This window comes from Hymenobacter mucosus, assembly GCF_900188255.1.
GTDB lineage: Bacteria > Bacteroidota > Bacteroidia > Cytophagales > Hymenobacteraceae > Hymenobacter > Hymenobacter mucosus.
Genome location: NZ_FZNS01000012.1, coordinates 1 through 24,233, shown reverse-complemented (window position 1 = coordinate 24,233; position 24,233 = coordinate 1). Strand labels below are relative to the sequence as shown.

General features: G+C 55.8%; 21 protein-coding genes and 1 riboswitch. Of the genes, 5 read left to right on the top strand and 16 right to left on the bottom strand.

The annotated features are described in order from the left end of the window. Window positions 1–7: 7 nt before the first annotated feature. Window positions 8–99, bottom strand: a riboswitch (SAM riboswitch). A 542-nt stretch (window positions 100–641) separates the two neighbouring features. Continuing rightward, window positions 642–3,476 (top strand): hybrid sensor histidine kinase/response regulator, encoded by a 2,835-nt coding sequence (locus tag CHB83_RS20100; protein ID WP_089333984.1) that lies wholly within the window; start codon window positions 642–644, stop codon window positions 3,474–3,476. Between the two features lie 390 nt (window positions 3,477–3,866). Here the strand turns inward: CHB83_RS20100 and CHB83_RS20095 are convergent, their stop codons facing one another. From CHB83_RS20095 to CHB83_RS20050, 9 genes are all read right to left on the bottom strand, one after another. After that, on the bottom strand, window positions 3,867–4,151 hold the full coding sequence (locus CHB83_RS20095; RefSeq protein WP_089333983.1) for a WYL domain-containing protein: 285 nt from the start codon (window positions 4,149–4,151) through the stop codon (window positions 3,867–3,869). A 33-nt stretch (window positions 4,152–4,184) separates the two neighbouring features. Continuing rightward, a complete protein-coding gene (locus tag CHB83_RS20090; protein WP_089333982.1) occupies window positions 4,185–4,487 on the bottom strand; it encodes a helix-turn-helix transcriptional regulator in 303 nt (100 codons plus the stop codon). Between the two features lie 341 nt (window positions 4,488–4,828). Next, complete coding sequence (locus CHB83_RS20085; RefSeq protein WP_089333981.1) at window positions 4,829–5,191, bottom strand: DUF4260 domain-containing protein; 363 nt, start codon at window positions 5,189–5,191, stop codon at window positions 4,829–4,831. Window positions 5,192–5,314: 123 nt separating this feature from the next. Continuing rightward, window positions 5,315–5,905: a Crp/Fnr family transcriptional regulator gene (locus CHB83_RS20080; protein WP_045690627.1), complete on the bottom strand. Its 591-nt coding sequence runs from the start codon at window positions 5,903–5,905 to the stop codon at window positions 5,315–5,317. A 360-nt stretch (window positions 5,906–6,265) separates the two neighbouring features. Continuing rightward, window positions 6,266–7,489, bottom strand: a complete 1,224-nt coding sequence (locus CHB83_RS20075) for a 5-(carboxyamino)imidazole ribonucleotide synthase (RefSeq protein ID WP_218823205.1) — start codon at window positions 7,487–7,489, stop codon at window positions 6,266–6,268. A 23-nt stretch (window positions 7,490–7,512) separates the two neighbouring features. Then, window positions 7,513–8,034, bottom strand: coding sequence for a 5-(carboxyamino)imidazole ribonucleotide mutase (gene purE, locus CHB83_RS20070; RefSeq protein WP_089333979.1), 522 nt, complete (start codon window positions 8,032–8,034; stop codon window positions 7,513–7,515). A gap of 222 nt (window positions 8,035–8,256) precedes the next feature. Next, window positions 8,257–9,534, bottom strand: a complete 1,278-nt coding sequence (locus CHB83_RS20065; RefSeq protein ID WP_089333978.1) for a dihydroorotase — start codon at window positions 9,532–9,534, stop codon at window positions 8,257–8,259. Between the two features lie 79 nt (window positions 9,535–9,613). Beyond that, window positions 9,614–10,594 carry an aspartate carbamoyltransferase catalytic subunit gene (locus tag CHB83_RS20060; protein ID WP_089333977.1) on the bottom strand — a complete coding sequence of 327 codons (981 nt, stop codon included), beginning with the start codon at window positions 10,592–10,594 and terminating at the stop codon, window positions 9,614–9,616. Window positions 10,595–11,599: 1,005 nt separating this feature from the next. Then, window positions 11,600–11,905, bottom strand: a complete 306-nt coding sequence (locus CHB83_RS20050; protein ID WP_045690688.1) for a hypothetical protein — start codon at window positions 11,903–11,905, stop codon at window positions 11,600–11,602. A gap of 196 nt (window positions 11,906–12,101) precedes the next feature. Here CHB83_RS20050 and CHB83_RS20045 point away from each other — a divergent pair, with 196 nt between their 5' ends. From CHB83_RS20045 to CHB83_RS23635, 3 genes are all read left to right on the top strand, one after another. Next, window positions 12,102–12,506 (top strand): hypothetical protein, encoded by a 405-nt coding sequence (locus CHB83_RS20045; protein ID WP_045690687.1) that lies wholly within the window; start codon window positions 12,102–12,104, stop codon window positions 12,504–12,506. A gap of 223 nt (window positions 12,507–12,729) precedes the next feature. Beyond that, window positions 12,730–13,173 carry a hypothetical protein gene (locus CHB83_RS20040; protein ID WP_045690686.1) on the top strand — a complete coding sequence of 148 codons (444 nt, stop codon included), beginning with the start codon at window positions 12,730–12,732 and terminating at the stop codon, window positions 13,171–13,173. A 185-nt stretch (window positions 13,174–13,358) separates the two neighbouring features. Further along, window positions 13,359–13,550: a hypothetical protein gene (locus CHB83_RS23635; protein WP_143437223.1), complete on the top strand. Its 192-nt coding sequence runs from the start codon at window positions 13,359–13,361 to the stop codon at window positions 13,548–13,550. Between the two features lie 271 nt (window positions 13,551–13,821). Here the strand turns inward: CHB83_RS23635 and CHB83_RS20030 are convergent, their stop codons facing one another. From CHB83_RS20030 to CHB83_RS20005, 6 genes are all read right to left on the bottom strand, one after another. After that, on the bottom strand, window positions 13,822–15,285 hold the full coding sequence (locus CHB83_RS20030) for a DUF3526 domain-containing protein (RefSeq protein WP_089333974.1): 1,464 nt from the start codon (window positions 15,283–15,285) through the stop codon (window positions 13,822–13,824). Window positions 15,286–15,347: 62 nt separating this feature from the next. After that, on the bottom strand, window positions 15,348–16,745 hold the full coding sequence (locus CHB83_RS20025) for an ABC transporter permease subunit (protein ID WP_089333973.1): 1,398 nt from the start codon (window positions 16,743–16,745) through the stop codon (window positions 15,348–15,350). Between the two features lies 1 nt (window position 16,746). Beyond that, window positions 16,747–17,454 (bottom strand): ABC transporter ATP-binding protein, encoded by a 708-nt coding sequence (locus CHB83_RS20020; protein WP_089333972.1) that lies wholly within the window; start codon window positions 17,452–17,454, stop codon window positions 16,747–16,749. 26 nt (window positions 17,455–17,480) lie between these two features. After that, a complete protein-coding gene (locus CHB83_RS20015; RefSeq protein ID WP_179225580.1) occupies window positions 17,481–19,826 on the bottom strand; it encodes a TonB-dependent receptor domain-containing protein in 2,346 nt (781 codons plus the stop codon). Window positions 19,827–20,188: 362 nt separating this feature from the next. Beyond that, a complete protein-coding gene (locus tag CHB83_RS20010; protein ID WP_052695716.1) occupies window positions 20,189–20,563 on the bottom strand; it encodes a hypothetical protein in 375 nt (124 codons plus the stop codon). Between the two features lie 276 nt (window positions 20,564–20,839). Then, on the bottom strand, window positions 20,840–21,505 hold the full coding sequence (locus CHB83_RS20005) for a hypothetical protein (protein WP_143437222.1): 666 nt from the start codon (window positions 21,503–21,505) through the stop codon (window positions 20,840–20,842). 516 nt (window positions 21,506–22,021) lie between these two features. On the opposite strand from CHB83_RS20005, the gene CHB83_RS20000 reads away from it, so the two are divergent. Then, window positions 22,022–22,501, top strand: a complete 480-nt coding sequence (locus CHB83_RS20000) for a YciE/YciF ferroxidase family protein (protein ID WP_089333969.1) — start codon at window positions 22,022–22,024, stop codon at window positions 22,499–22,501. A 430-nt stretch (window positions 22,502–22,931) separates the two neighbouring features. Here the strand turns inward: CHB83_RS20000 and CHB83_RS19995 are convergent, their stop codons facing one another. Beyond that, the gene (locus CHB83_RS19995; RefSeq protein ID WP_089333968.1) at window positions 22,932–24,137 is read right to left on the bottom strand and encodes a serine hydrolase domain-containing protein; all 1,206 of its coding nucleotides are present in this window, start codon (window positions 24,135–24,137) and stop codon (window positions 22,932–22,934) included. Between the last annotated feature and the right edge of the window lie 96 nt (window positions 24,138–24,233).

Genomic DNA, 24,233 nt, shown 5'->3' with positions numbered 1-24,233 from the left:
TTTGTTGTTTTTATATGGTCAGGACTTGGCACCGTTCCGGATGTTCCGGGGGTTGTCGGCGGTTCATCGAGCCTGTCTCTCCGCGCCTCTGTATAAAAACAATCCTTTGTGGGGGAAAGAATTGATGTTGCAAATGTACCAGCGCATTTTTCTAAAATCCAAATTTTTATTTTAGACAAGCCTTTATCTCATGATAGTAAGCTGGTAACACTCTTTTTCGAGCTTACTTAAGACCACCATAAGACGCTCTGTTAGGAGAGTTGACTAGCATGAATAACTATAATTGAGTTCAGCCGCTGATGCTGGCAGAACCGCTTAGGGGGTAAGGCTAGAAGGGGCATTGTATAGGCTGGTAATAGCTCCCTACGGTGATATTAGCTTATAGCCTAGTACCTGTTTTTGTTCTAATTAAACAGCCGTATGATAATAAGTAAATTTATCGGATTGAAACAGCATAAAATATGACAATTTTAATAAGAACAAGTTCATAGTAGATGTTTTAATTTAAATAAAAAGTATAATACAAAGGACCATATTAAAATAATCAAAGTTATTATAAAACTATTCATCTGTTGGCAATAGTATAGCGCGTCACAGATTAGTTACATTTGCTGCATCATCACCGTGTGTAATTATACTAGATGGCTGCTCCTGTGCCGCTTGGTTTTCATGACCCTTCAGTTGCCCCTCCCGCCGACGAGCAGGCGTGGCGTACTTGGGCTCAAGACTACATAACCGCCCTGCAACTACAGCTAGCTACTGCGCAGGCGCAGCTTGCGAGCTTGTCGGGCGCAGTAGTCGAAAGTAGCCCTTCCCTTCTTCAAGCTGACCCGGCCTCCAGGCTGCTTGCGCAGCACCCGCAGCCAGTAGTGCAGCTTTCGGCCGATGGGCAGGTGCAATACGCCAACGATGCCGCTACTACCGTAGCCGCTCAGGCTGGGGAAGAACTTGCCTGGCACCAAGGCCCCTTGCAGGCCTTGGCCCAAGCTGCTCTTCGCACCAATACTTCTCAGCAGCAGGAAGTATACGTAGCCGGGCAGTGCTACGTAGCTCAAGCGACGCCTACCGCTGAGGGCGTCGTTGCCCTCTACCTAACTAAGCTGATGGCCGCGCGCTCTTCCGAAACGATTTCGAGCGCGCCGAGTGATTTTTACGAGACCATTTTGCAGCAACTGCCCGTGGAAGTGGCTGTGTTTGATACGGAGCACCGCTACTGTTTCGTGAATACCAACGGCATTCGGGACGCAGATATGCGCAACTGGGTTATCGAGCACGATGATTTTGCTTACTTCACCCACTTCCAGCGCCCCCAGGAACTAGCCCTACAGCGCCAGCAGAGCTTCGAGCAAGCCGTGCAAACCCGCACCCCCGTTATGTGGGAAGAAGTACAGGAAACCGCTACCGGACCTCAGCACATGCAGCGGCATTTCCTGCCAGTATTTGCCCCCGATGGTTCGTTGCGGATGATGGTAGGCATGGGCGTAGACATTACCGAGCGCCGACAAGTAGAGCAACAGTTAGCCGCCCAACGGGCGTTCTATGAGTTTGTGCTAGACCAGTTGCCCTGTGACGTGGGCGTTTTCGATGACCAGTTCCGATACCTGTTTGTAAATGCCAGCGGCATCAAGGACCCGGAAATGCGGAAGTGGGTAATTGGTAAAGATAACTTCGACTACTTTGCTCGCACTCAACGGCCGGTTGCCATGGCCCACGAGCGTCACGCTCAACTAGAGCGGGCAGTGCAGAACAAAGACCTTGTAACGTACGAGGAAACCTTCCTGCGCCCCGATGGCGACCGTCACTTGTACCGGTGTTTGCAGCCCGTGTTCCGTCCCGATGGCTCCCTGCACATGATTCTGGGCTACGGCCTTGATGTGACGGAGCGAGTAGCCACGGAGCGGGCGTTGCGCCACGCCAAGCTAGCGGCCGAGTCGGCGGTGCGGGCACGCGAGATTTTCCTGGCCAATATGAGCCATGAAATCCGCACGCCCATGAACGCCATTCTGGGCATGAGTCAATTGCTGGCTAAAACGCCGCTTACACCAATTCAGACCAGTTATCAGCAAGCCATTACCACCTCGGCCGACAACCTGCTGGTCATCATCAATGATATTCTGGACCTCTCCAAGCTAGAAGCAGGCAAGATGGTACTGGAGCAAGTCGGTTTCGATCCGGCTCAGTTGCTGACGCAGGTAAAGCAAACCCTTCACTACAAGGCTGAGGAAAAAGGGTTATGTCTGCGGGCCGAAGCGGGGCCGGGTCTTCCTCCCGTACTGCTCGGCGACCCATACCGCGTTACACAGGTTTTACTAAACCTGGCCGGCAACGCCATTAAGTTTACTGAAAAAGGGGAGGTAGTTATTTCGTGCGAGCTGGCCGCCGACGCGCCCCATAGCTCGGTAGATGTTCTGTTTCGGGTAACCGATACGGGTGTGGGCATTGAACCAGCCTTTCTGGCGCACATCTTTCAGGAGTTTAGCCAGGAGGATGCTTCTGTAACGCGCAAGTTTGGTGGTACGGGTCTGGGTTTGCCTATTTGCCGCAACCTAGTGAAGCTTATGGGCGGCGACATGCAACTGGAAAGCGAAAAGCACCGGGGTACGGTTACGCAGTTTACGTTGCGCCTACCCATTGGCGGAGATCAAGACTTGCTGCCGCAGGTGTTGCTGACTGAGGATAGCCCGCTGCGGCAGCACCTGCGCCACAAACAGGTACTGTTAGTAGAGGACAACCGCTTCAACCGTCAGATAGCCAAGACCTTCTTGCAGCAGGCGCAGGTGCAAGTAACCGAGGCAGAACACGGTGAGCAGGCCGTGGCACTGGCCCAGGAGCAAACCTTCGACCTGATTTTGATGGATATCCAAATGCCCGTGTTGGATGGGTATGGGGCTACGGCGGCGCTACGCCAGCAACTGCAGCTTACCACGCCCATTGTGGCTCTCACGGCCAATGCCATCAAAGGGGAGCGGGAGAAATGCTTGGCGGCGGGCATGAACGGCTACCTCGCAAAGCCATTTCAGGAAGCCGAATTGCTACAGATCGTAAGTGAATGGGTGGTACCCCACGCCGCAGGGGTTGGGGCAATAGTAGGAGCAGTTGCCCCTATTATTCCCCCACCCCCCGCGCTGTACCAGGTGGATGAGTTACTAGCAGTAGGTCAGGGCGACCAAAGCTTCGTGGCTTTTATCCTGGAAACCTTCGTGGAAAGCAGCGAAGAGATTCTCCAAGACCTAGCCCAGGGGCTGCAAGAGCAGGATGTCGTTCGGCTGAAAAGTGCGGCGCACACCCTCCGGCCCAGTCTGTCCCACCTGCGGATGCATCATCTGCTTCCTGCCGTCACGGAGCTCGATCAATGGCAGGGTGAGTTTCAGTTGGAGCCCCTCACTGCCCTGACAGCCTGTATTACGCAGCAGTTAGACGAAGTTATGCAGCAGATTAAACGTGACCTAGTCGCAACTTCGCCACTCACCGCCTAATAGCTTACTGTTAACTCGGTAGCATGCTGGTTGCTGCACCGGCGCACATGGCCAGCGCTACCGGAGCGGCCGGAAAAAGTTTCGTAGAGACTCGGCAAGCGCCTTAGGCTCCTCAAGGGCCGGGAAGTGCCCACCCGCTGGGATTTCAGTCCATTGTTGGACGTTATAGAAACGTTCGGCAAAGAGGCGGGGTGCCCGCAGTAAGTCGTGGCCGAAGGTAGTAAAGCCCGTGGGCACCTGAATTTTGGGGTACCTAACCCCTGCGGTACTGGGTCACCTTGGTAGTAGGGGGCAAAAGAAGAACCAATGGTATCGGTTGCCCAGTAGAGAGTCAGGTTTGTCAGTAACTCATCCTTGCTGTTGCGCTAGTGCGGGCAGCACTGCCGCGAGCTAGTAGCGGAGCACGACCTTCTCGGTTGGCCGTCGATGGGCCGCGTCGGCCCAATACTGTTGCAGAGTTTTGGGTCGGGCCGGATACACCTCGGCGCGCAAGTCAAGCTGTTGAATACGGTTGAGGCGGAAGTCGCGAAAGGACTGACGTAGCCGGCAATACACCACCACGTGCCAGTGTCGACTTAGGTACAAACCACTGGGCTCAATATCGCGGGTAGTAGGGGCCTGCGCCTCCAACGCCTGGTAGTGCAGCCGTACGAGGCGGCGCGTAGCTATTGCCATTACCAATTACTGGTAGATTGTTGAATCTGCGGGCTAGTTGCGCGGGGCGAAGACCTGAACATGCGGCGCAATGGTTGCTAGGTGGTCCCGTTCGGAGCGGCGCAGTACTGCCCGCACTTTGTCCATGGCTGCGCCACTAAAGCGGGCCGTGGGCGCATCGGTTAGTTGGGCCGTCAGTACGGCTGTGAGTAGGGTCGTGGCTTCCTCCAAGGTGCGCAAGTCTCGGTAAATCGTGCGCAGGCTTACACCAAACTGCTGGGCTAAGGTAGGGCCACTAACTACCCGCTTGGCTTGTAGTTGGAGAAGGATAGCCGTGACCCGGTCAAACCTGTTCATCAGTATAAAGCGAGTACGGGCGCCCGTCGGCTACAAACAGCCAGCGTATGGCAGCATAAGAACAGCACCAAGTTACCCACCTTTTTCTGTAGAAAACCTTACTAGAATACGTCAGGATACCTACTACGCCATAGCTAACCGCCAACCCCAATTACTAGCATCAACAGTGTTAAGCCCTGATGCTATAAAGCCGAAATAGCTCGCACCCCACAAATCTAAACCGGGCAACCAACTTAGTGGCACTGATTGAATTAGTACTCGGCGACTACAACTTTCCGACCTACGTTATCCTATAAGTACAATTGCTACCACCGAGCCTATCTATTCTCTACAAAGTTTGGCTAGTGCTTTGCCTGACTTGTTCCTACACGCCCTAAATGTGTATCCTGAAAGCCTGTCATGTACTTAAGGCCATAGCCCAGCATCCGGTCGAAGGCGCTGTGGAAGAGGAGTACTGTGCCTGCTAGCATCAGCACGGGTAGCCCTAGCCACCATCCTAGTACTCCTACCACCGCCAGTGCCTTATGGTGAGCAACGTTGTAACAGAATGCGCCCACGCGCGGGCCGGCCACGTAGCCGATCATGCTAAGGTCGGGGAGTAGGAAGGTAGCTGGTAGCACCCACCAAGCATAGGGCAGGGAGGCAAAGACAACTAGGGCTAAGAAAGCTTCGGCTAGTTCTTCTGTTTTCAGCAGCGTTTTCATATGAGAAGGGGGTGAATGAGGTGAGCGTTATACCTACCCCAAACTTCCGCCTATTCGGCCCCACGCAACGATAACAAAAGTTAAGAAATGCAGTGTGCGGCATGCACAGTTGTGGCTCTTGCTTTATTTGCCCGCATGGCGCGCCACTCGCCCCCTGATCCGGCTCAGCGAAACGGGCGTGACACCGAGGTAGTTGGCGACCAAATGCTGAGGAATGCGTTCTAGAATCTTGGTTTTGCCGCTGATTAATAACGCACGGTAGCGCTCTTCGGGCGAAAGTAACAGCTGCTCGACTAGGCGGGCATCGGTGCCAAGCAGGAGATATTCGGCCAGTAAACGCCCAAACCGCTCGTAGACCGGCCGCTCATCGTAGAGTTGGCGCAACACTGCGTAATCAAAAACAACCAACTCCGTATCGGTTAGGGCCTGAATGCTCAGCTTGCTAGGTTGGCCCGTCAAACAACCGGCGTAGTCCGCCAGCAGGTGGTTCTCGAAGAAGAAAAAGGTGGTACGTTCCTCTCCATCAGGGCGGGAGTAGTAGAGGCGGCAAGCGCCGCTGAGCAGCATTGCTAACTCAGGGCGGTACTCACCAGCGTGCACAAAATGCTCACCGCGAGCCAAGTGGCGCGGGCGTAAAGCCTCAGCCAGCGGTTGCCAGTCAGCGTCCGTTAGCTTAGGAATGAAGCGGTGGAGATACGCGCGCAGCGGGTGCATAGAGCCTATGTTAGCGGGGTACTATTCTACTACCCCGCTAACATAGGCAAACCGTAACCGAATGATTTCCTTTAGAGCAATGGTAGTGTCTTTTTTTAGTAACCAAGAGGCTGCTGAACCCTAGACAGGCACTACCCAATCGATTACAATGGCTTGTTTTTCAGTATTTTATTAACCAAGAGTGCGGTGAGTACGTGCTGATAGCCCTGGCGTACCGGACTTTTTTACCATACAAAACGCGCATCTATCGGAAAGCAAGCCCCTAGTATACCGTTTGTTCTTAGAGTGCATCTACCCCTCTATGTGTGGTAAGAAGGACTTCATCGTTTGGTTGACTCGATTATACTCAGCCGCTGGCAGCTAGATGGCGTCCTGTCCTGGTAAGTTGAGCAGACTGGCGGCACGCCGCGCTACGGTTTTGACACTAGTAACATCCGGACCGGTGATGGTTAGGTGGCCCATCTTGCGGCCTGCGCGCGCGTCTGCTTTGCCGTACAGGTGCAGGTGCGTTCCTGGTAAGCTCAGCACAGCCTGCCAGTCCGGCTCATGCAGTTGGCCTTCGGCGTCAAACCACACATCGCCCAGCAGGTTTAGCATGATGGCCGGGGAATGCTGGCGCGGCTGTGGCAAGGGCAAGCTCGCCATGGCATGGACCTGCAGGTCAAACTGCGACGCGTCACAAGCGTCCAGCGTGTAGTGGCCGCTGTTATGCGGGCGCGGTGCCATTTCGTTGACTACTAGGCCTCCATGCTCGCTGCCGTCTTCCACTACAAAAAACTCAACGCACAGCACCCCGACATAGCCGAGATGGTGTGCTATGGCGATGGCAGCGTCACGAGCCCTATCGGCTAGGGCTACAGGCATATTGCCTTCGTAGGCGTGGGTGACAGCCAAAATGCCATCGACGTGCACGTTGCGTTGTGGGGCGAAGCTGACGACTTGCCCGTCCCAGCCGCGCGCCACCAGCACCGAGCACTCAGCGGTAAGCGGCAGCATCTTTTCCAGCACGCAGGCGGCCCCGCCCAACTCCGCCCAGGCGGCGGCCAGTTCTTCGGCGGTCTTGACGCGGACCTGGCCCTTGCCGTCGTAGCCCAGGCGCGCAGTTTTCAGGATGCCGGGCAGCAAATCCGCCCGCTCGGCCTGCACGGACCGCAGCTGGGCCGGCGTTTCAAGCACCGCGTAGGGCGCGCAGCTCACCCCCGACAGGTCCGCGCAGGCCGCGAAGTGGGCTTTTTCCGCGATGCGGTTTTGGGCAATGCCCACCACGGCCGCGCCCGGCGCCACGGGACGGGTTTGCGCCAGGGTCTGCAGGGTTGGGGCGGGCACGTTTTCAAACTCGGTGGTGATGGCCTGGCACAAGTGGGCCAGTTGCGCCAGCCCGGCCGGGTCGTCGTAGCTGGTCTGGATATGGTGGTGACTTACCAGCCCAGCCGGGCTTTGCGCGTCCGGGTCCAGCACGGCGGTGAAGTACCCCAGGCGCTGGGCGGCGTGCACAAACATGCGGCCCAGCTGGCCGCCCCCCATTACGCCCAGGGTAGCCCGCTGGCCCGCGGCGTCTACACTGCCCGGGAAAATTGGGTTCATGGCAGTTATGTGACTATCTAGACTCATACCGGCAGGGTCATGGCGCGAGCGGCTTCGGTCTGCTCGGCGCGAAACGCCTGGAGCTTGGTCGCCAGGCCCGGGTCGTGCAGGGCCAGCAGGCTGACCGCGAACAAGGCCGCATTGGCCGCCCCGGCCGTGCCAATCGCAAAGGTGGCTACGGGCACCCCCTTGGGCATCTGCACGATGCTGTGCAGCGAGTCTACCCCCTGCAAATGACGGCTGGCCACCGGCACCCCCAGCACGGGCACCGTAGTTTTAGCCGCCATCATGCCCGGCAGGTGGGCGGCGCCACCCGCCCCTGCGATGATAGCCTGCAAGCCGCGCGGGCCGGCTTGTTCGGCGTAGGCAAATAAGTCGTCGGGCATGCGGTGGGCCGACACCACGCGCGCTTCGTGGGCCACGCCAAAGGCGGAGAGAATCTGCACGGCATGCTGCATGGTGTCCCAGTCGCTGCTGGAGCCCATGACCACCCCGACCAGGGGCTTGCCCGGAACGGAGCTGGGGGAGGGGGGAAGGGTACTCATGAATGGTTTTAGTAAGGGGGCGGAGCATGCCCGGGTAGTCAAAAAAACTGAATCCGGTCGCGGGCGACGAGGAGGCGAACTGTCCCGCCGGTGGTGAAAAAAGGTAAAGGGCATCCGGTTGGACACCCTTTACCGCGGCCACAAATCTAACGCTGCGACACCAGCGGTGGCGCGAAATTCGAAACCACGCCGGAAAAAGACTGGTCTCGGCGCCACGAACGGCTAGCGCTCCAGCAGGATTTCCGTGCCCAAAATCACTAGGTCTACCCGGCCCTTCAGCGTCTGGTCGATGAAGGGCGTGTTCTGGGATTTGGATTTCATGAACTCGCGCGTGAAGGTCGTTTCCGCTGCGGGGTCGAACAGCACGCACTCGGCTGGCTGGCCAACTTCGATGGCAGCCACCGGCAGGCCCATGAGGCGGCGCGGCTCCGCCGAATAGCGCTTCACCACCACGTCCCACCCGAACCTGCCGGGCTCGACGAAGAAGTGATGGAGCGACACCAGGGCCGTATCCAGGCCGGTGATGCCATTGGGCGCGCTGATGAAATCCTGGGCTTTTTCAAACGGCGTGTGCGGCGCGTGGTCCGTGGCGATAAGGTCGAAGACGCCTTCGATGAGCCCCTGGAGCAGGGCATCACAATCCGCCTGCGTGCGTAGCGGCGGATTCATCTTGTAGTTCGTGTCGTAGTCGCCGATGTGCTCGTCGGTGAAGAGCAGGTGGTGCGGGGCCACTTCCGCCGTCACCTTCACATCGCCGCGGGATTTCCACCAGCGGATGGTTTCCATGCCTTCCTTGCTGGACACGTGCTGGATGTGCACGTGCGCGCCCGCCGCCCGGGCCAGGCGGATGTCGCGGTCAATGATGATTTCCTCCGCGCAGGACGGCGAGCCCTTGATGCCGAGCCGGTAGCTCATCACCCCTTCGTTCAGGGCGCGTGGCCCGGCCAGCTCCGGCACCTCACAGTGGCTGGCGAAAAACATCCCAAACTCAGTGGCGTACTGCATGGCCCGCAGCAGCACCGCCGGGTCGCTGGTGGTATCGCCGTCGTCAGTGAGCATCTTCACCCCGAGCTCGCGCATGCCCTCGATTTCCGCCAGCTCCTTGCCCTCGCGGTTCTTGGTGACGCAGCCGGAGGTGTATACCGGGATACGGGACCGGTGCTTGGCATTTTCCAGTACGGAGGCCACTGAGCTCGCCGAGTCAAGGGCGGGACGGGTATTCGGCATCATGACCACACCGGTAATGCCGCCGTTGATGGCGGCCTCGCTCCCCGTGGTAATGGTTTCCTTGTTCTCAAACCCGGGGGCGCGGAAATGGACGTGGGCATCAAACATGCCCGGCATAAGAATTCGACCTCGGGCGTCGATGACGCGGGCCCCCTCGGGAATAGCTAGGTTGCTGCCGAGGTCCTGAATTTTTCCTTCGACAATCAGGACATCGCTCTCAAGCAGTACGGGTGAATTTTCGGAGGCGATGCGGGCGTTTTGAAGGAGTAGCATGAAGTGATAAAAGCTGGTAACCGGCGAAGGCTTTGAGAGAGGTAAATGGAAGAGTGGAGGGAGCGGCCGCGTCCCGGGGTTAGGGCATCACGAGCTTCGAGCTAGCCCGCTGCTGGGCGACATACGATTCCTGTTTCGGAAACTCTCCGCCCGGCGTGAGCCAGTCGAGGACGGCCATGCGAATGGAGATGCCGTTTTCAACTTGGTTGGTGATCAGGCTGCGCTCGTAGTCCATGACGGCGTCGCAGAGCTCAACCCCCCGGTTCACGGGGCCGGGGTGCATGATGTAGAGACCCCGGTCGCGGATTTCAGCCAGGCGGGCCGTGGTGATGCCGTAGACCCGGTGGTATTCGCGGACGCTGGGAAAAAACTGCACGTCCTGGCGCTCCATCTGCACGCGGAGCAGGTACACCACGTCGGGCGCCCAGGCCATGGCCGCCTCATAGTCGGTGAAGCGGCGGATGCTGGCCGGCACATACTTGGGCACCAGCGACCCCGGGCCGAGGTAAGCGATTTCGACGCCCAGCTTCTGCAGCAGCGTGCTGGTGGAGCGCGCGACGCGGGAGTGAAGAATGTCCCCGATGATGAGGACCTTTTTGCCCCGGGGGTCGGGGAATTTTTCCCGGATGGTGAAGGCGTCGAGCAGGGCCTGGGTGGGGTGCTCGTGCGCCCCGTCGCCGGCATTGATGACCGAGGCCGTGGTTTGGCGGGCAATCATGCCGGGCAGGCCGGGGTGGCTGTGGCGGACGACGATGTAGTCGGTGCGCATGGCCTGGAGCGTCTCGATTGTCTCGCGCACCGACTCGCCCTTGGTGATGGAGGAGTGGGCCACGTCGAAATTCGTCACCTCGGCCGAGAGGCGTTTGGCCGCGACCTCGAAGGAGGAGTGCGTCCGGGTGCTGGCCTCGTAGAACAGCATGAGCACGGACTTGCCCTCGAGGGCGGGGATTTTTTTCACCGAGTGGGTGAACAGTTTTTTAAACGACGTGGATTGGTCGAGCAGGAACTCGATTTCCTCACGGTGAAGGGATGCGATGTCGAGCAGGTCTTTACGTGCCATACCGAAGTAGAGGAAAAGTGAGGTCGTCTAGCTAAAAGGAACAATGTGAAGTCTACCTGCTACTCCTGACGGAGAAACGGGCTACCAGCAAGGACCGAGGCGATGGTGGCAGCAGCCACAATTGAGTGAGGAGTATAGGCGTCCATTGGAGGTAGGGGTGGGTTTAGCGTTTGAGGTATGAACTATGCAATAGCTGCGGGGGTGGTAGCCGACGAACTCAACGGACATAAAAAAACCGTTTCGGAATCCGAAACGGTAACGGGGCAACACCCAGAAAAAACAACGGAAATGCCAGAGGCAAAATTGGGAGAACCGATAGTGGCAAAGACCTTCCGGCCCACTCGCGGTTCCTTGCCGAGCAGGGTTCCACGCTTCATCAACAAGTTTTTTGGTTGAAGCATGCTGCAAAGCTACGGCATTGTTACGTATCCTTTAAGCATGTAAGGCAAGAATTTCTGTTGAGGTGAACCTATGTGTTGCCGACGAGCAAAAAACCTTGAGTTTAATGCGCTATGCGAAAACGCTTAATGTCGATTGGCGACCCCAACCTCGATTAAAAGTGGGGCTTACAGTCAAACGGGCAGCTTGGACTAGGACTCCTAACCGGAAGGCAAAAAGCGCATCTTGCGTAAGTAGTCCTATAACTTCTCGTTGGGTGAGCCTACTTTGTTATGTAAGCTGGTGTACTGCTAGCTTACTGCGCAATAACTGGTTTTGGAATATTTACGCAAAGGGTAGTTCGACATTCTATTCGCTGACCTACTAATCTGAGCTTGCCTACCCTAAATGCCGCTGTGCTCGTGCAAGTGAATACCTCAGTACTACAATACAGTATTAAAGCACGGAACACATTCTGATATGGGAATCTAGCCCATGTCATTCTAAAGCGCTACTCCGTGCCTGTAGGGAGTCAGTACCCAAGTAGAACACTTAGCGCATTCCCTCTGACAAGCAACTCGAAAATACTAGGTTGCCCCAAAGCCGTTGTGGAGGTTCTACGCTGAGTTACTTATCAGAAGTAGGCCGGTAGCTGCTGGCAGGCAGGCTGCGCAAAAGTAAGTGTAGCCCGGTTTCCGATAACTGCTGAATAATCAGGCTAGAAAAGCCATACCAGTAGGTGACTACGCGCGCGGCGGCCGCCAACCGTTCAACTTGTAAAATGGCTTGTTGACCCATTCTGTCTAGCTGCTGCAAGTGGGCACAGTCGATCCAGAGCGTGCGCACTTGCTGTTGCAGAGCCTGTTCTATCACCTGAATGAATTGCTCCATTTCGGCCACTTGGCAGCAGGTACCACGTAATTGCAAACTCATACCGCTTCGGTGAGGAGAAATTGTAATAGCAAAGGAGGTGGGCATAAAAGCGAACTAGTATATGTGCAAACCGATGTTGCAAACATACTTATGCTATTTCTTGCCTCACTCGTGATAACTACGGATCAGCTAGGCAATAAACTCGTATATTAGACTAGCGTCCAGTTCCTTACTAAGCATTTCTACCGGTCTTGCCATGTCCCTTTCCTATTTTCTTGCTGCGGGTGAAATTGGGTTGCTACCCGAAGGCTACCTCCAGGTGGTGTGGGGACCAGGCTCCCAGGAAGCGGCGGCGGCAAAAACGCTTATGGAAGCCGTGCTGGAGCTGCTGCGCCGAACGGGCTGTCAGCGCCTGCTCACCGACCAGCGGCACCTAGTAGGAGCCGGCGAAGAATTTCTGAGTTGGCTAATGGTGGACTGGCTACCCCGCTCAGCCGGAAGCGGCTATCTGCGCCGCGTGGCTGTGGTCACGGCCATCCCGCTGGAGTTGCGCCTAGAGGCTGTGGACGTCTTCCGCGAAGCCAAACGGTTGTATCGACTGCATAGTCGGTTTTTCTCTAGCCGCGCAGTTGCTAGAGCTTGGCTGTTGGAAGTTGGGTAAAGCCCGCCGCGTATGTGTTTGTTCAATTAACGTAGTAGAGCTAGCTCAAAGAATAGCAGTACAGCTGAAGTACAATGCGGCCGTTTTAGTAAGTGGATTCTTGTGTAGACAAAGTGTCCGGTACTACCGTAGTAAGGAACTGGTGTAAGCCACCCTAGTGTCTGACGCGAGGTCTTGATTGTGTTTCGTATTTGACATAGATTACTTACTACTGTCGCCCTGTATGCTGCCCCCACCCGTTACCTCACCCGTCTGCTTCGAGAACTCGCTGGCCGTTATCACGGAAGAGCGGGAGGGAGCTTACGTGCAGGTGGTGTGGAAACAAACACCGTGGACTCTGACAGCCGCACAAGTAGTGTTGAATGGGGTGCTGGCCTGCGTTCAGCACACGGGATGGGGCAAGATCCTCGTCAAGCAAGTTCCCTTGCTTTCCTTTCCCGTATCCTACCACACATGGCTGCTTTATGATTGGCTGCCGCGCGCGCAAGCAGCCGGTGCGTGGTGCTATGCTCTCATTCCTCCCCACGGCTTGTTTGCACGGGTTGGGTTTGCCGATTTTCTGACCCAACTACGCCAGCAAGGCGCCTGTTGCTACGTGGCCACCTCGCAGGCGCAGGCCGTGGCGTGGCTAGCCGAACAAATACCCGCAATAAAAAAGAATATATAAGGGGTAAGTCAACACAACGTAGTGCTACTAAAAGGCCGTTTGCAGGCTTCTGGCAGCTTTCCTCCTGGTAAGGTGCTGTTTCATCTGCGGAGGGTGCTAGTCACAATTTCGAGCATTGTGTCCTTGACGGGCAGATAATTAGCAGAATACCTTTGGGTATTCTGCTTCTCGTTTTGCACCCACCTATGCCAACCACCCAGTCTCTTCCCTCCCAGCAGCCACTGCTGGCGATGGTTGCTCTTCTGCTTCTCCAAACGGAACACGCCACCTTCTCTTCTGCATCACTCTCCGACGCAGATCAACTACCTCACTTAGGTGCGGCGGGCTATAACCAAGAGACGCTACTACTTCCTACGCCGCTGCCGGCAGCGGCGTAGGAAGTAGTAGCGTCTCTTGGTTATAGCCCAGGCGCAGAAGTTCACCGTGCGCTATAGGTACGGCTTCGCTCTTGCTGTAGTCACCTGTTTTCCAGCTTCCACCGATACGTGCTTGTTGGTTGCTTCAGGTAACAAGCACGTTTGGCCGTAGCATCCTGAAAACAAGTAGCTTGAAATCGATAAAGTCCCTATGCAGCTGATCTGCCTCAGCAACAGATAAGGTGCTATATAGCTCATCCGAACGCAAGGATACTCCCACACTGAGCATCTGCTACCGGCTGGCGTGAAGTAACCGCCGATACCCGAGCACCATCAACACCAGCACACCAACTACGTGAAGTAGCAATACGCGGCCGAGATACTGCCCTGAGTAGGTAGCGTATGCGCGCGACTGAAATTGCGGAATGGCGTCCGCATCCTTCACTGTAAATGTGCGGTAAGTACTCTCCAGCGCCATTTTGGGATAAAAAAACTGCTGCGTGTGCTCCCGGAAAACATCTACGTCGCGGCTGAACCGGTTGAACTGGTGCCAGTGAGTTCCTGCCAGGGTAGCTAACACCTCTTGTAGCAACAAGGCCGGACTTAACCACTGCAACTGCCCAATGGCCACCTGCTGCTTCTCAACCTGACCGTAGAGGTTGTTCTCCGCTACTCGTGTTGCCTGGTCCTTGATGATCTGACTCTTGGATACAATGATGCCGTAGCCGTACACCATACCCGGCGTGACGATGGATGCCTGCCGAATAAGGGTACGCGGGCTGTTGAATACCTCTTTGGTGAGCAACTGACCATCTTTCTCGAAGTAACGGTTGGTGGCTTCGCGCTCAGCCTTGGTCAGCGCAATGCGGCTGGGGATAGGGTAAACCCGGTTCAGGCCGATTTGCAGCAGGTTGGGCAGTAGCAGGCCCAGTAGCAACCACAGAAAAATCAGGCTCATGGCATTGAGGTTGGAACTGAGCGAGAAGCTATTGACCAGAAAAGCCAGCGCAAACCAAAACGCGAAATAGCCCGCCACAAACGCGACCAGCCACCACCAGTTAGTAGTAGCCAGGAAGCTGGGCCCAATTAGCAGCGTCAGCACTGGTACTACTACGGCCCACACAGCAGCCGTGAATAGCCCGTAGCGAATACCCAGCCGCCCCAGCAACAGCCGGGCAATAGATTGGTTGCTAGTCTTGAGTAGTACCCACGTCCCCTGTTCTTTTTCCGAGGACAGCAGGTTGTAGGTAAACACGATGATGAGCAGGGGCAACAGATACACCACCACGAACGAAAAATCGAAGGTGTCAACAAACTGTAAAAAGCTGTTGTCAATCTCGCTCTCGTGCACCAGGGCTTGCTTCCGGGTGATGTATACTTTGTAGTAGAACGGCTGCATCGCGCTCTGCCCCGTGGCCAGGGCTTGCAGGACAAAGGGCTGCTTCACGGCATACTGGGGGCCTTCGTTGCGGGCAGTATTGTAGGCATACGTGGGGTCGTCCCAGATGAAGCCGGGGTAGTACATACCGTGAGCTTCGATGCGCCGGATGCGCGCTTTGAGGCTGTCTTGCGCCGCTACCCGGTGCGCTCTAATTTGGCCTAGCGTGCGTTGCTGCTGGTGCAGCCGGCTGCTACCCATCCAGAGAGCCCCAACGAGCAGCACCAGCAGAATGGAAAAAAGGGTAATCAGCACCCGATTACGGTATAGGGAGATAAGCTCGTGCCTGAAGAGCACGCGGAACAAAGAAGCCTGCATGATACTAGTTGGTTAAGGCTGGCCAGTAACTGCCCCGCCGCAAGAAGAAAACCCAAGCAGCCCTAGGCTGTCAGGCGACGGTAGGCCCAGACGGCCATGCCCCCGGCGGCTACCAGCCACACCAGCAGAATTACCAACGGAGCCACCGCGTTGTGCAGGCGCCAGCCCAGGCCCGGCGCTGAGTAAGCAAATTGCGGCACTGTCTTCCAAAAGTCATTGCTGGCTACCGTGTGTTTCTGGTAGAAGGCATCCACTACCCTGCCTACGCGGCGGCGGTGGGCCTCCGCCTGTTGGGCAAAGTCATTATGCGTATTTATATCGGTAGCGGTCAGGTGCAAGGAAAAGTCACGGAACGCTAGGAAGGGCGACAGCACGGCGCTGGTCAGCACAAAGGCGTTTTGGCGGGCCTCGTTGCGCTCAACGGCGGCGTAAGCACGGTCCATCACGAGGCCATCAGTTTCTTCGAAGTACTCAATGGTGATGGGGATGTAGAAAACCGGAAGGTCCTCTAGGCGCTTAACGTGGTACTTCGCCAGGGTGCGCTGTTCCAGCAGGGCGCGGCGGTGGTCTTTGGTGCCCTCGTTTCCCATGCCGTACTCCTTCTCCCGAAAGGTTTGGTCGTCAAACTCTACCGCCGTGATAGACGGATATACCTGCCGCGACAGTTCGCCAGCCAGCCGAGGTACCAAAAATACGCCTACCAGCCAGAAGCCTGCCAGCACGACCAAGGCCAGCGCCGAACTGCGCGCCAACAGGGACACTGCTACTCCTAGTACCGTGAGCAGTACGGCGTACATCGTCAGCCCCACTACGTAGCAGCCATAGGTGAGCAGCACCGGGCCCAGGCCCGCAGCCCCGCGCTGTACCAGTAGTAGGCCCAGCGCCCCCAGTGCCAGCGTTGCTACCACGGCGCCCACTACCAACCCGCAGGCCAGCAGCTTGCCAGTAAATAGCTGCCGGGCTTGTACCCGAGTGCTGAGCACCATTTTGATGGTACCATTCTCCCACTCCTTGGCAAACACGTTGTGGGTCAGCAAGAAAATGAACAGGGGCAAAATAAACTGGGCGAAGTAGCCGGCGTTCAGGAAGCCGAAGCTGCGCAATCCCGTAGCATCGCTCACCTCCCGGAACTTCACCACCCCGCGCTGGTGGGGCTCCAGGTAAAAGGAATTGCCAGTATAGTCCTCCAGCCCGTTGTCTACCAAGGCTAGGTCGGCAGTAGGCTTGTACGCGTAAAAGCCGAAGTGGGCCCCTAGGTGTGGGTTCTTGTCGCCCTGTGAAATGAACTGCTGGTAGGTGATGTGCTGGGACTCACGCAGAAACTGACTGCGCGTGGTGGAGTATGCGTAACCGTTATATAAGGCCAGCCCCAGCAGGGCGGCCAGCCCCACTAGCAGCCAGGTAACCTTAGTGGTGCGCAGCAGCTCGGTCAGCTCTTTCTTGAGTAGAAGCTGAATCATTTTAAACGGACTGGTTGACGGTGGTGAGGTAGCAGTCGGTTAATTCGGCGTAGGATACGGCCTCGGAGTGCAGCTCTTGCTGCAAGCGACCTTGGTGCATAATGCCAATGCGGTGACCAAGATTCTTGGCCATCAGCAAGTCGTGGGTCGCCATGAGGGTGCTCACGCCTTGGCTGCTAAGGCGGGTGATAACCTGGGCAAACTCATTGCTGGCGTGCGGGTCTAGGCCCGAGGTGGGCTCATCCAGAAACAATGCCTTGGCTTGCTTGGCTAGAGCAATGGCAATGCCCACCTTTTGGCGCATCCCCTTGGAGTAGCCGCCCACACGCTGGTCGAGGGCGGCGTCTTGCAAGCCGGCTGTCTGGGTAAAGCTTCTCAATTCGGCCCTCGAGTAGGCGTAGCCCGAGAGGCCACTGAAAAAGGCTAAGTTTTCGAGCCCCGTGAGCGTAGGGTAGAGGTTCACAACCTCGGGGATGTAGGCCACCATATTGCGGGTAGCGTGGTTGTTTACCGATACTTCCAGTCCATCAATCAGCGCCCGGCCGCTAGTAGCGGGCAGAAAGCCCAGAAAGATGTTGATAGTCGTCGATTTACCAGCCCCGTTAGACCCTAGGAGGCAGTAGACCTCCCCGCTGCGGATGTCTAAATCCAGGTGGTCGAGGGCCAAATGTGCGCCAAAGCGCTTGGTGAGTTGTTCAGCTTGTAGCATAAGGTTGAGCAGAGTGTACCAGGCGCTTAGAGAGTATAGCTTACCGACAGCCGACCATTGGTACCGGCCTGCGGTATCCAGTAGTAGAGCCCGTTGCGCAGCCAGGGAGTAGTAATGAGATTGTGATTCATTAGGTTGTTGACCACCAGGTTTACTTTCAGATGGGGCGACTGCCAGCCCAAGCCTCCATCTAGCCGGAAGAAATCGGGTATGGGGTAGGGCGTGGCCACGGCGTAGCGCCCACCCCGGCCCGCTTGGTACTGATACCCCAGGGAAAAGCTCAGGCCTCGCACCAGCCGGGCGGGTAGCTCGTAATTAAGCCAAGCGTTTTGCACGTGCTTGACAAACAACGGCGTGCGCACTCCTACCAGCAGCGGATTAACGTCCTGATCAATGCGGGAGTCGGTATAGGCGTAGTTCACCACCACATTCAGGCCGCGTACTACTTGACCCATAAGGTCAAAATCTACCCCCTGAGCATGGTTCTTACCTACCTGAATGCGGTACAATGCATTAGTAGGGTCGGAGGCAGCAATGCTGGACCGGGTAATGTAGTACACGGCCACGGCCGACGTCCAGCGGCCATCAAGCCAGTTCTTCTTGATTCCCAATTCACGGTTGAGGCCCCGCAACGGGTCGATGGGCGTGCCATTGCTTGTTATGCCGCCCTGCGGCACTAGCGTGCGGTCAAAGAGGCCATACACCGAGAGGCTGGGCAATAGGCTGTAGCTGACGCCCAAGCGAGGGGTAACTACCTGGTCGTGAGAACTGCTGCTGGCGCCTAGCACGTGGTTGTTGCTGTTTACAGCCGTGTAGCGCAAGCCAGGCGTAATGCGCAGCTTATTCGCCAGAAGAGCTATTTCATCGAGAACGTAGGCCGAGTAGTAGTTTATGGTTTGCGAGGTGTTGCGGGAAGCAAGCCCACCGGGCGAACGGTAACCTGGAATTTCGGCACCGTATACCGGGTTGGTCACATTGAGGGGGTAGTACACGGGTTGGGTAGTACCCCCAGCCGTGGGGACCGTGTTATACGTTAGGTAGTCGACGGCCTGGAACTGTTTCTGGTTTACATCCACACCTGTCAGCAGTTGGTGGGTAAGCGCGCCGGTAGTAAATCGGCCATTCAGAAACGCTTGTTGGGAAAATACCCGCGTGCGGTCCAAATCGTACTTGGGGTTGCGCAGCAGCACATCGGCGTTGTTAGGATTCAAGCCCGTCACCCAAAGGTAGATGCCCTCACTTTTCTCTTGCAGAAAGGCGCCCCGTACCGTAAGCTGCCAGTGGGGGTTGAACTGATGAGAAAGCGTGAGAAAGCCCGACTGATTCTGCGCCCGAATAGGGCCCACACTCCGTTCACTGATGGTAAAGTCGTGCGGTAAGGTGCCAAAGCCCCGCGGAGTCATCACAATAGGGCTGTAGAGGCCGTACGTGAACGTCTGAAAGCTATACTCAGCCGTTACAGCAGTACGGTCACTTATTTGATACTTCAGCACCGGCGCTACCAACAGGCGCCGGTTGTAGTCACCTGGCACAAAAGATTTCGTACTCAGGGCCATGGTGTTGAAGCGGTAAAGCAACCTGCCTGGCTTGTCGAGCTTGCCATCAAGGTCGGCGGCCAAGCGGTAAAAGTTGTAGCTACCCAACATAGCCGTGGCCGAGTAGCGGGATCCGCCGGTGGGCTGCTTGGTCACGATATTGAAGCTTCCGGCCGGGTCGCCAATGTTGTTCATGAAAAGTGACGGCCCCTTCACAAACTCTATTTGCTCGATAATGGCGGCATCATCCGGAACGGGCCCCCGGTAGTAGGGCGTCAAATCCACGCCGTTGCGGAGGCTGGCAATCTGGCCGCCGCGCATGTACAGGTTGGGGCCCAGGTTGTTGGATATTTCGTTTCGGATGACGCCGCTCACGTTGCGGGTCACGCTTTCGGTGGTGTTGAAGCTGCCCTGGTCGAAAATAACCTCCGGCCCCACCGATTGAATGTCCTGTGAAAGTTGGAGCAGTGGCGTCTGTAAACGCAGTGCGCTGGATATAGTCTGGGTGGTGTACTGCCGATAGTATTTCGAGGTCACGGTGGCTTCTGCCAGCGTCGTTGCCGCGTCGGCCATCAGCGCAATGCGCAGAACCGAATTGGCCGGACCCACCCGTAGGGTTTGTGCTTGATGACCTAAATGATTAACAGTAAGGGTGGTGATAGGCTCGCGGCCCCGCAACTCAAACCGCCCAGTGCTGTCGGTAGTGGCTACGTGGTTAGTTTGCGGGCTGCTGATAAGGGCCCCCACAAGGGGTGTGCCTACCTGGGGCCCCTCGCCCTCGCGCACCTCCCCTCTGATAGTGGTTTGGGCCCATGCGGCCAATGGAGGTAAGAGCATACACAATGCAGCTACCAAGTGTTTCATACAACAGAAGCCTCGACTAGAACAGGCGCGCAGCCGCTCCCACTCCCCGACACGGCTAAATGAACCGTAAGGGTATAGCGGCGCGGTCAGCCGGCGCAGTCCAGCCTGAAAAGCAGATAAGTAGGGTGAAGGAATGGCCGGCGGTCAGAGTCCGTCAGCTTGGCCAAAGCCATAAGGCCATCAGTAAAAGCCCATACACCGTGGGCACCGAAAACGCAGGCGACACCTGCTAACTATTTGATTGATAGCCAGCAGCAATAGACACCCCACGCCGGTACCGGGTCCTACCTGCAGCAGGACCAATAACGCACACGGTTACGCTTAAATGGGACCGACTAGGCAGGTGGCGGGCGAAATACGCCTCGCGCAGCAGCAACTGGCACTTCGGCTGGTCGGTAGGGGCCATAGCCCACGGGAATGCCACCCCAGCGCTTGGGGGTAGCAGGCAGTAGCAGCCGGAAGGCTATTGGCAGCATTTCCGGGCTTTCTTTCAGAAGATTGTGCGCTTTGTTTCCCCGCTCATCCTGCTCTTTCAGTTGTTTGGCAACATGGCACTTGCCGTTGCAGTGCAGTTGTGGCCGGGCCTTGTTCACGCAGAAACGGGCCGTAATGGCGGCCTGGTTCAGCAGGAAGTCTACCATTACCACTTCCCGGCTGAAGGTCTGCAGCAGCACGAGTAGGATGAGTAGGTAGGAGAAAAAAGCCTTCACAGAGGGGATGCTAGTTGGCGCAAATGTACACGCACAACTACCGTTTTTAGTGAATCCCGCGCTAAAAGGAGACTTTTATGCAGAACTACCCGATTCCGTTGGCCCGCAAATTGGGCGGTTTTTCTTCGTGCATCTGGCTCCAAGCTGCTTACCCTCAGCAGCTAGAGCAATAGCAAATACTTTCCGCTAGGTAGCGGAGTTTACTAAGCATGTCCTAGTGAAAAACAGCACAGCGAAAGTACCTGCTCTGGGTACTTTTGCTGTGCTGTTGCAAAGCTAGTGGGTGGTGATGCGACTACCCAGGCTGAATTTGATGCCTAGCTCCGGGGTTATTTCCCAGTAGGAGCGCTGCCTAAAATTGCCGTATGGGCTGTAGTAGGTATAACCGGGCCTCCGGTCAACCCCCGCGCCCACGTACGCATCAAACCAGCCATACTTGCCAAGGCGGCGTTGCATCCCCCAAATGGCAGTGAGCGTGGAGTATCGGTAGGGGTTATAATGCAGTTGATTGAAGACAGTCGTGGTCTGCACAGCAAGGTAATTACCCACGAATGGACCCGTTGCCCGCTCTTTCTGACGCCGTTTCTCTTGATTGTAATAGTATCTCACCCCCAGGTCGAATCCATATTCATGGATAAGCGGAGCGCGAGAACCATCAGCAAGCGGATTACTACGTCCTAGTTTGATGCCCGCAAATCCGTTGCCGTACACGCTGATAGCAGAAGTGAGATGATGCTCAGCTCCTACTACTACCGGCAACGACACTCCCCAATAGCCACTCCCTAAGCCTCGGGTGAGACCCGTACTCACTTTAACCAGCGTACCAGACCTCGTAGGCACACGATCAATCGGACGAGCAGTAGAGTCAGCAATTTGGGCGGTAGCTCCGGTGCTGCTTAGCAGGAGCAGAGTGAGTGGTAAAATGATAGATAAGCTACGCATAGAAATACAGAAGAAGAGAAATCGATACTTGTGGGAGGCTATCCTAGACAAAATGGTTGCGCGGGGGAATATTTACCTACAAAATATGGGCTTCTTGCCTAAGCGTTTCGAGAGCGAACAATCAGCATACCTACTTTAATATCTTGATTTACAATTCATAAGTACAGTATGGTTAAACTAGGTTTTGACAACTACCGCTCGGGCCGTAGTTTTTATACTAATTCCTTATTTCCATGACTAGCACATGGCTGGCAGTCAATCACATAGATATACTATCAATTTTGCATTTTATTCATACTACATACCCTTAGAGTAGAATTGTAATTATCTATTATAGCTGTATTGAAGAGAAGCTCAATCTGACTGACAGGAAAGAACATAATAAGTAAGCTGTTGATAATTAGATAATGACAAAGACATGCGCACGTAAGAATGTAGCTGGAACAACTGGAAGTAGCATCCGTTAAGACAATCAAACAGGATAGTCCTGTTATTCACTTAGTATAGAATATTTACATGAATACTGACGACTTAAAACAACTGGTAAAGGACGGGTTATCCGCGCAACTGGCAGGTAGCAAAGTAGCGGCAGCCGCAACAGACGAAATTCAGCAGGACGCCAAGAATCCGGCCCTAAAACAAGCACTACAACAAGGCAACGAGACGTCCAAAGAGTGGGCAAAGCGCCTAGATCGGGCTATTGCCGAAGTAGGTGGCGTGGAAGAACAGAAAAACGAAATCTTAGAGGCACACTACCAAGTGAGCAAAGAAATCCGCGCGAAAGCAGAATCCGACGACGTGCGTGATTTAGGTATCATTGCCAGCGGCCAAATGGCCCTGCACTACTGGATTGCTTCATTTGGTACCGTAGCCTCTTACGCTGCTTCTGCTGGCTTTCCCCAAACAGAGCAAGAGTTGAAAGCCTCGGTGCAAGAAGCAAAACAAGCAGACGACCAGCACACGGATATTGCTCAGCAAATTCTTGCTGCTCAATAGGTTGTTTCCTGCTCGTGCTACTCTCACATGCATTAAAGTGGGCGTAGCTTCGGTCTACAGTAATAATTTCTATGCCGCAGCAGGCAGTGCCGATTGGGCTTTGTAAAAAGCAGGTTGCCTGCTCTGCATTTGCCAGATGAGCCGAAGAAATAACTACCCCAATACGTTCTGAGGGCCGCTAGATGCATCTAGCGGCCCTCAGAACGTATTGGGGTCCATCATGACCACTACTGTCGACCCTAGTGTGAAGGAAGCTCTACTCTTTACTGGCGCTGCTAGCCAATTGCCAAACCGAGGTTGCCGACACTACAACGCATCCAGAATACATTGAAGCTATCAGTTACAGCACTGAACTGCTCTGCGCCGGAAATAACCACAGACTCATCACGCTTCACGTTAACTGCTGCTAACACCCTGCGCTACTGGTGTGTTACTTTTCTTCCGCCAGCCACTGCATTGCCCAATACTGCCCAGGACCAAAAAACAAAGGCAATAGGCGCTCAGGTAAGCGCAAGCCGTTGGCACTATTCGTCAACAGCAGCAGACTTTCCTTGGTGTCAGGAAATGCCATGAAAAAACCCTGGAAGTCCCCATTGTTGCCCCAGTGCCACAAGGCCGGTCCGTGGCTGGTTGCAACCAAGCCTACTCCGCAAGCCCAGGCCACAGCTGCATCCGCGGGGCTAAGCGAGGTGCTACGGCACCGCGAAGCAGAATTACTAGGCGTACGTACTACTTGATAGGAAGCCGGCTGTAGGCCTCGGCCTGTTGTCAAGGCTTGCAGAAAGATAGCGTAATCGGTGGCTGTGGTGAGTAGGCTATAGGCTCCGTAAGGCTGGCTGAACTGCTGGATAGTGGTAGGTTGGCCTTTCTCATCATGACCGGTGCAAGCGGTAGTCGAAAAAGCCGCGTGCCACACAAAACTACTGTGAGCCATGTGCAAAGGCTGAAATACTTCTTCCTGCGCAAGCGTCTCCAATGATTTGCCTGTTAGGTGTTCCAGCACTTTCTGCAACCACACGTAGCCTTCGCCTGAGTAATTCCAACAGCTGTCCGGGGTGTAGCGCAACGCGAGCGGCGAGGCAGACCAGTTTGGACTAAGCGGAGACTCGGCCCAGTTCGGTAAGCCCGTGCTGTGGGCCAGAGCCATACGGGCCGTAATGGCCTGCGCGCGCGGGTCTTGCTGGAGTCGGGGGTAAGGGCAGTAGCGCAATAGGGGCGTGTCAAGCGTCAGCAGTCCCCGGTCGCGGAGGCGCAAGGTGATGTAGGCCAGCACTACTTTCCCCAAAGAAGCCGCTTGAAACGTGCTGGCTGCCGTGACAAGCTGCGAAGTGCCAGCTTTGCGCACACCCACGTTGTACGAGGTCACGGTTGGGCCGTGAGTATATACTAGCTGCATACCGGGCACGTTGGCTTGGCGAAGCGCTTCCGTGAGTACGTGTTGCGGTACGGTGCTAGCTACCCTTCTTGGATTAGATTGCGGGCGACTAACACGTTGTCCATAGCACGACGAACCGGCACCGATGCCAACCAGCAACCAACATACCCAGCACAGCACCCGGAAAAGCCGTGCCGATACTCGGCAAACAGAAGAGGCTGCCCCACGAGGAATAGGGCATGTTTGGCTAGCTGGATTCATGTGAGATGAGAATAGTGAGTAGCGGGTAGCAACACTGCAGATATAAGCGGCTGATACATTAGAGGAGACACCGTAGGGAAGCAGTTGTAAAGCTAG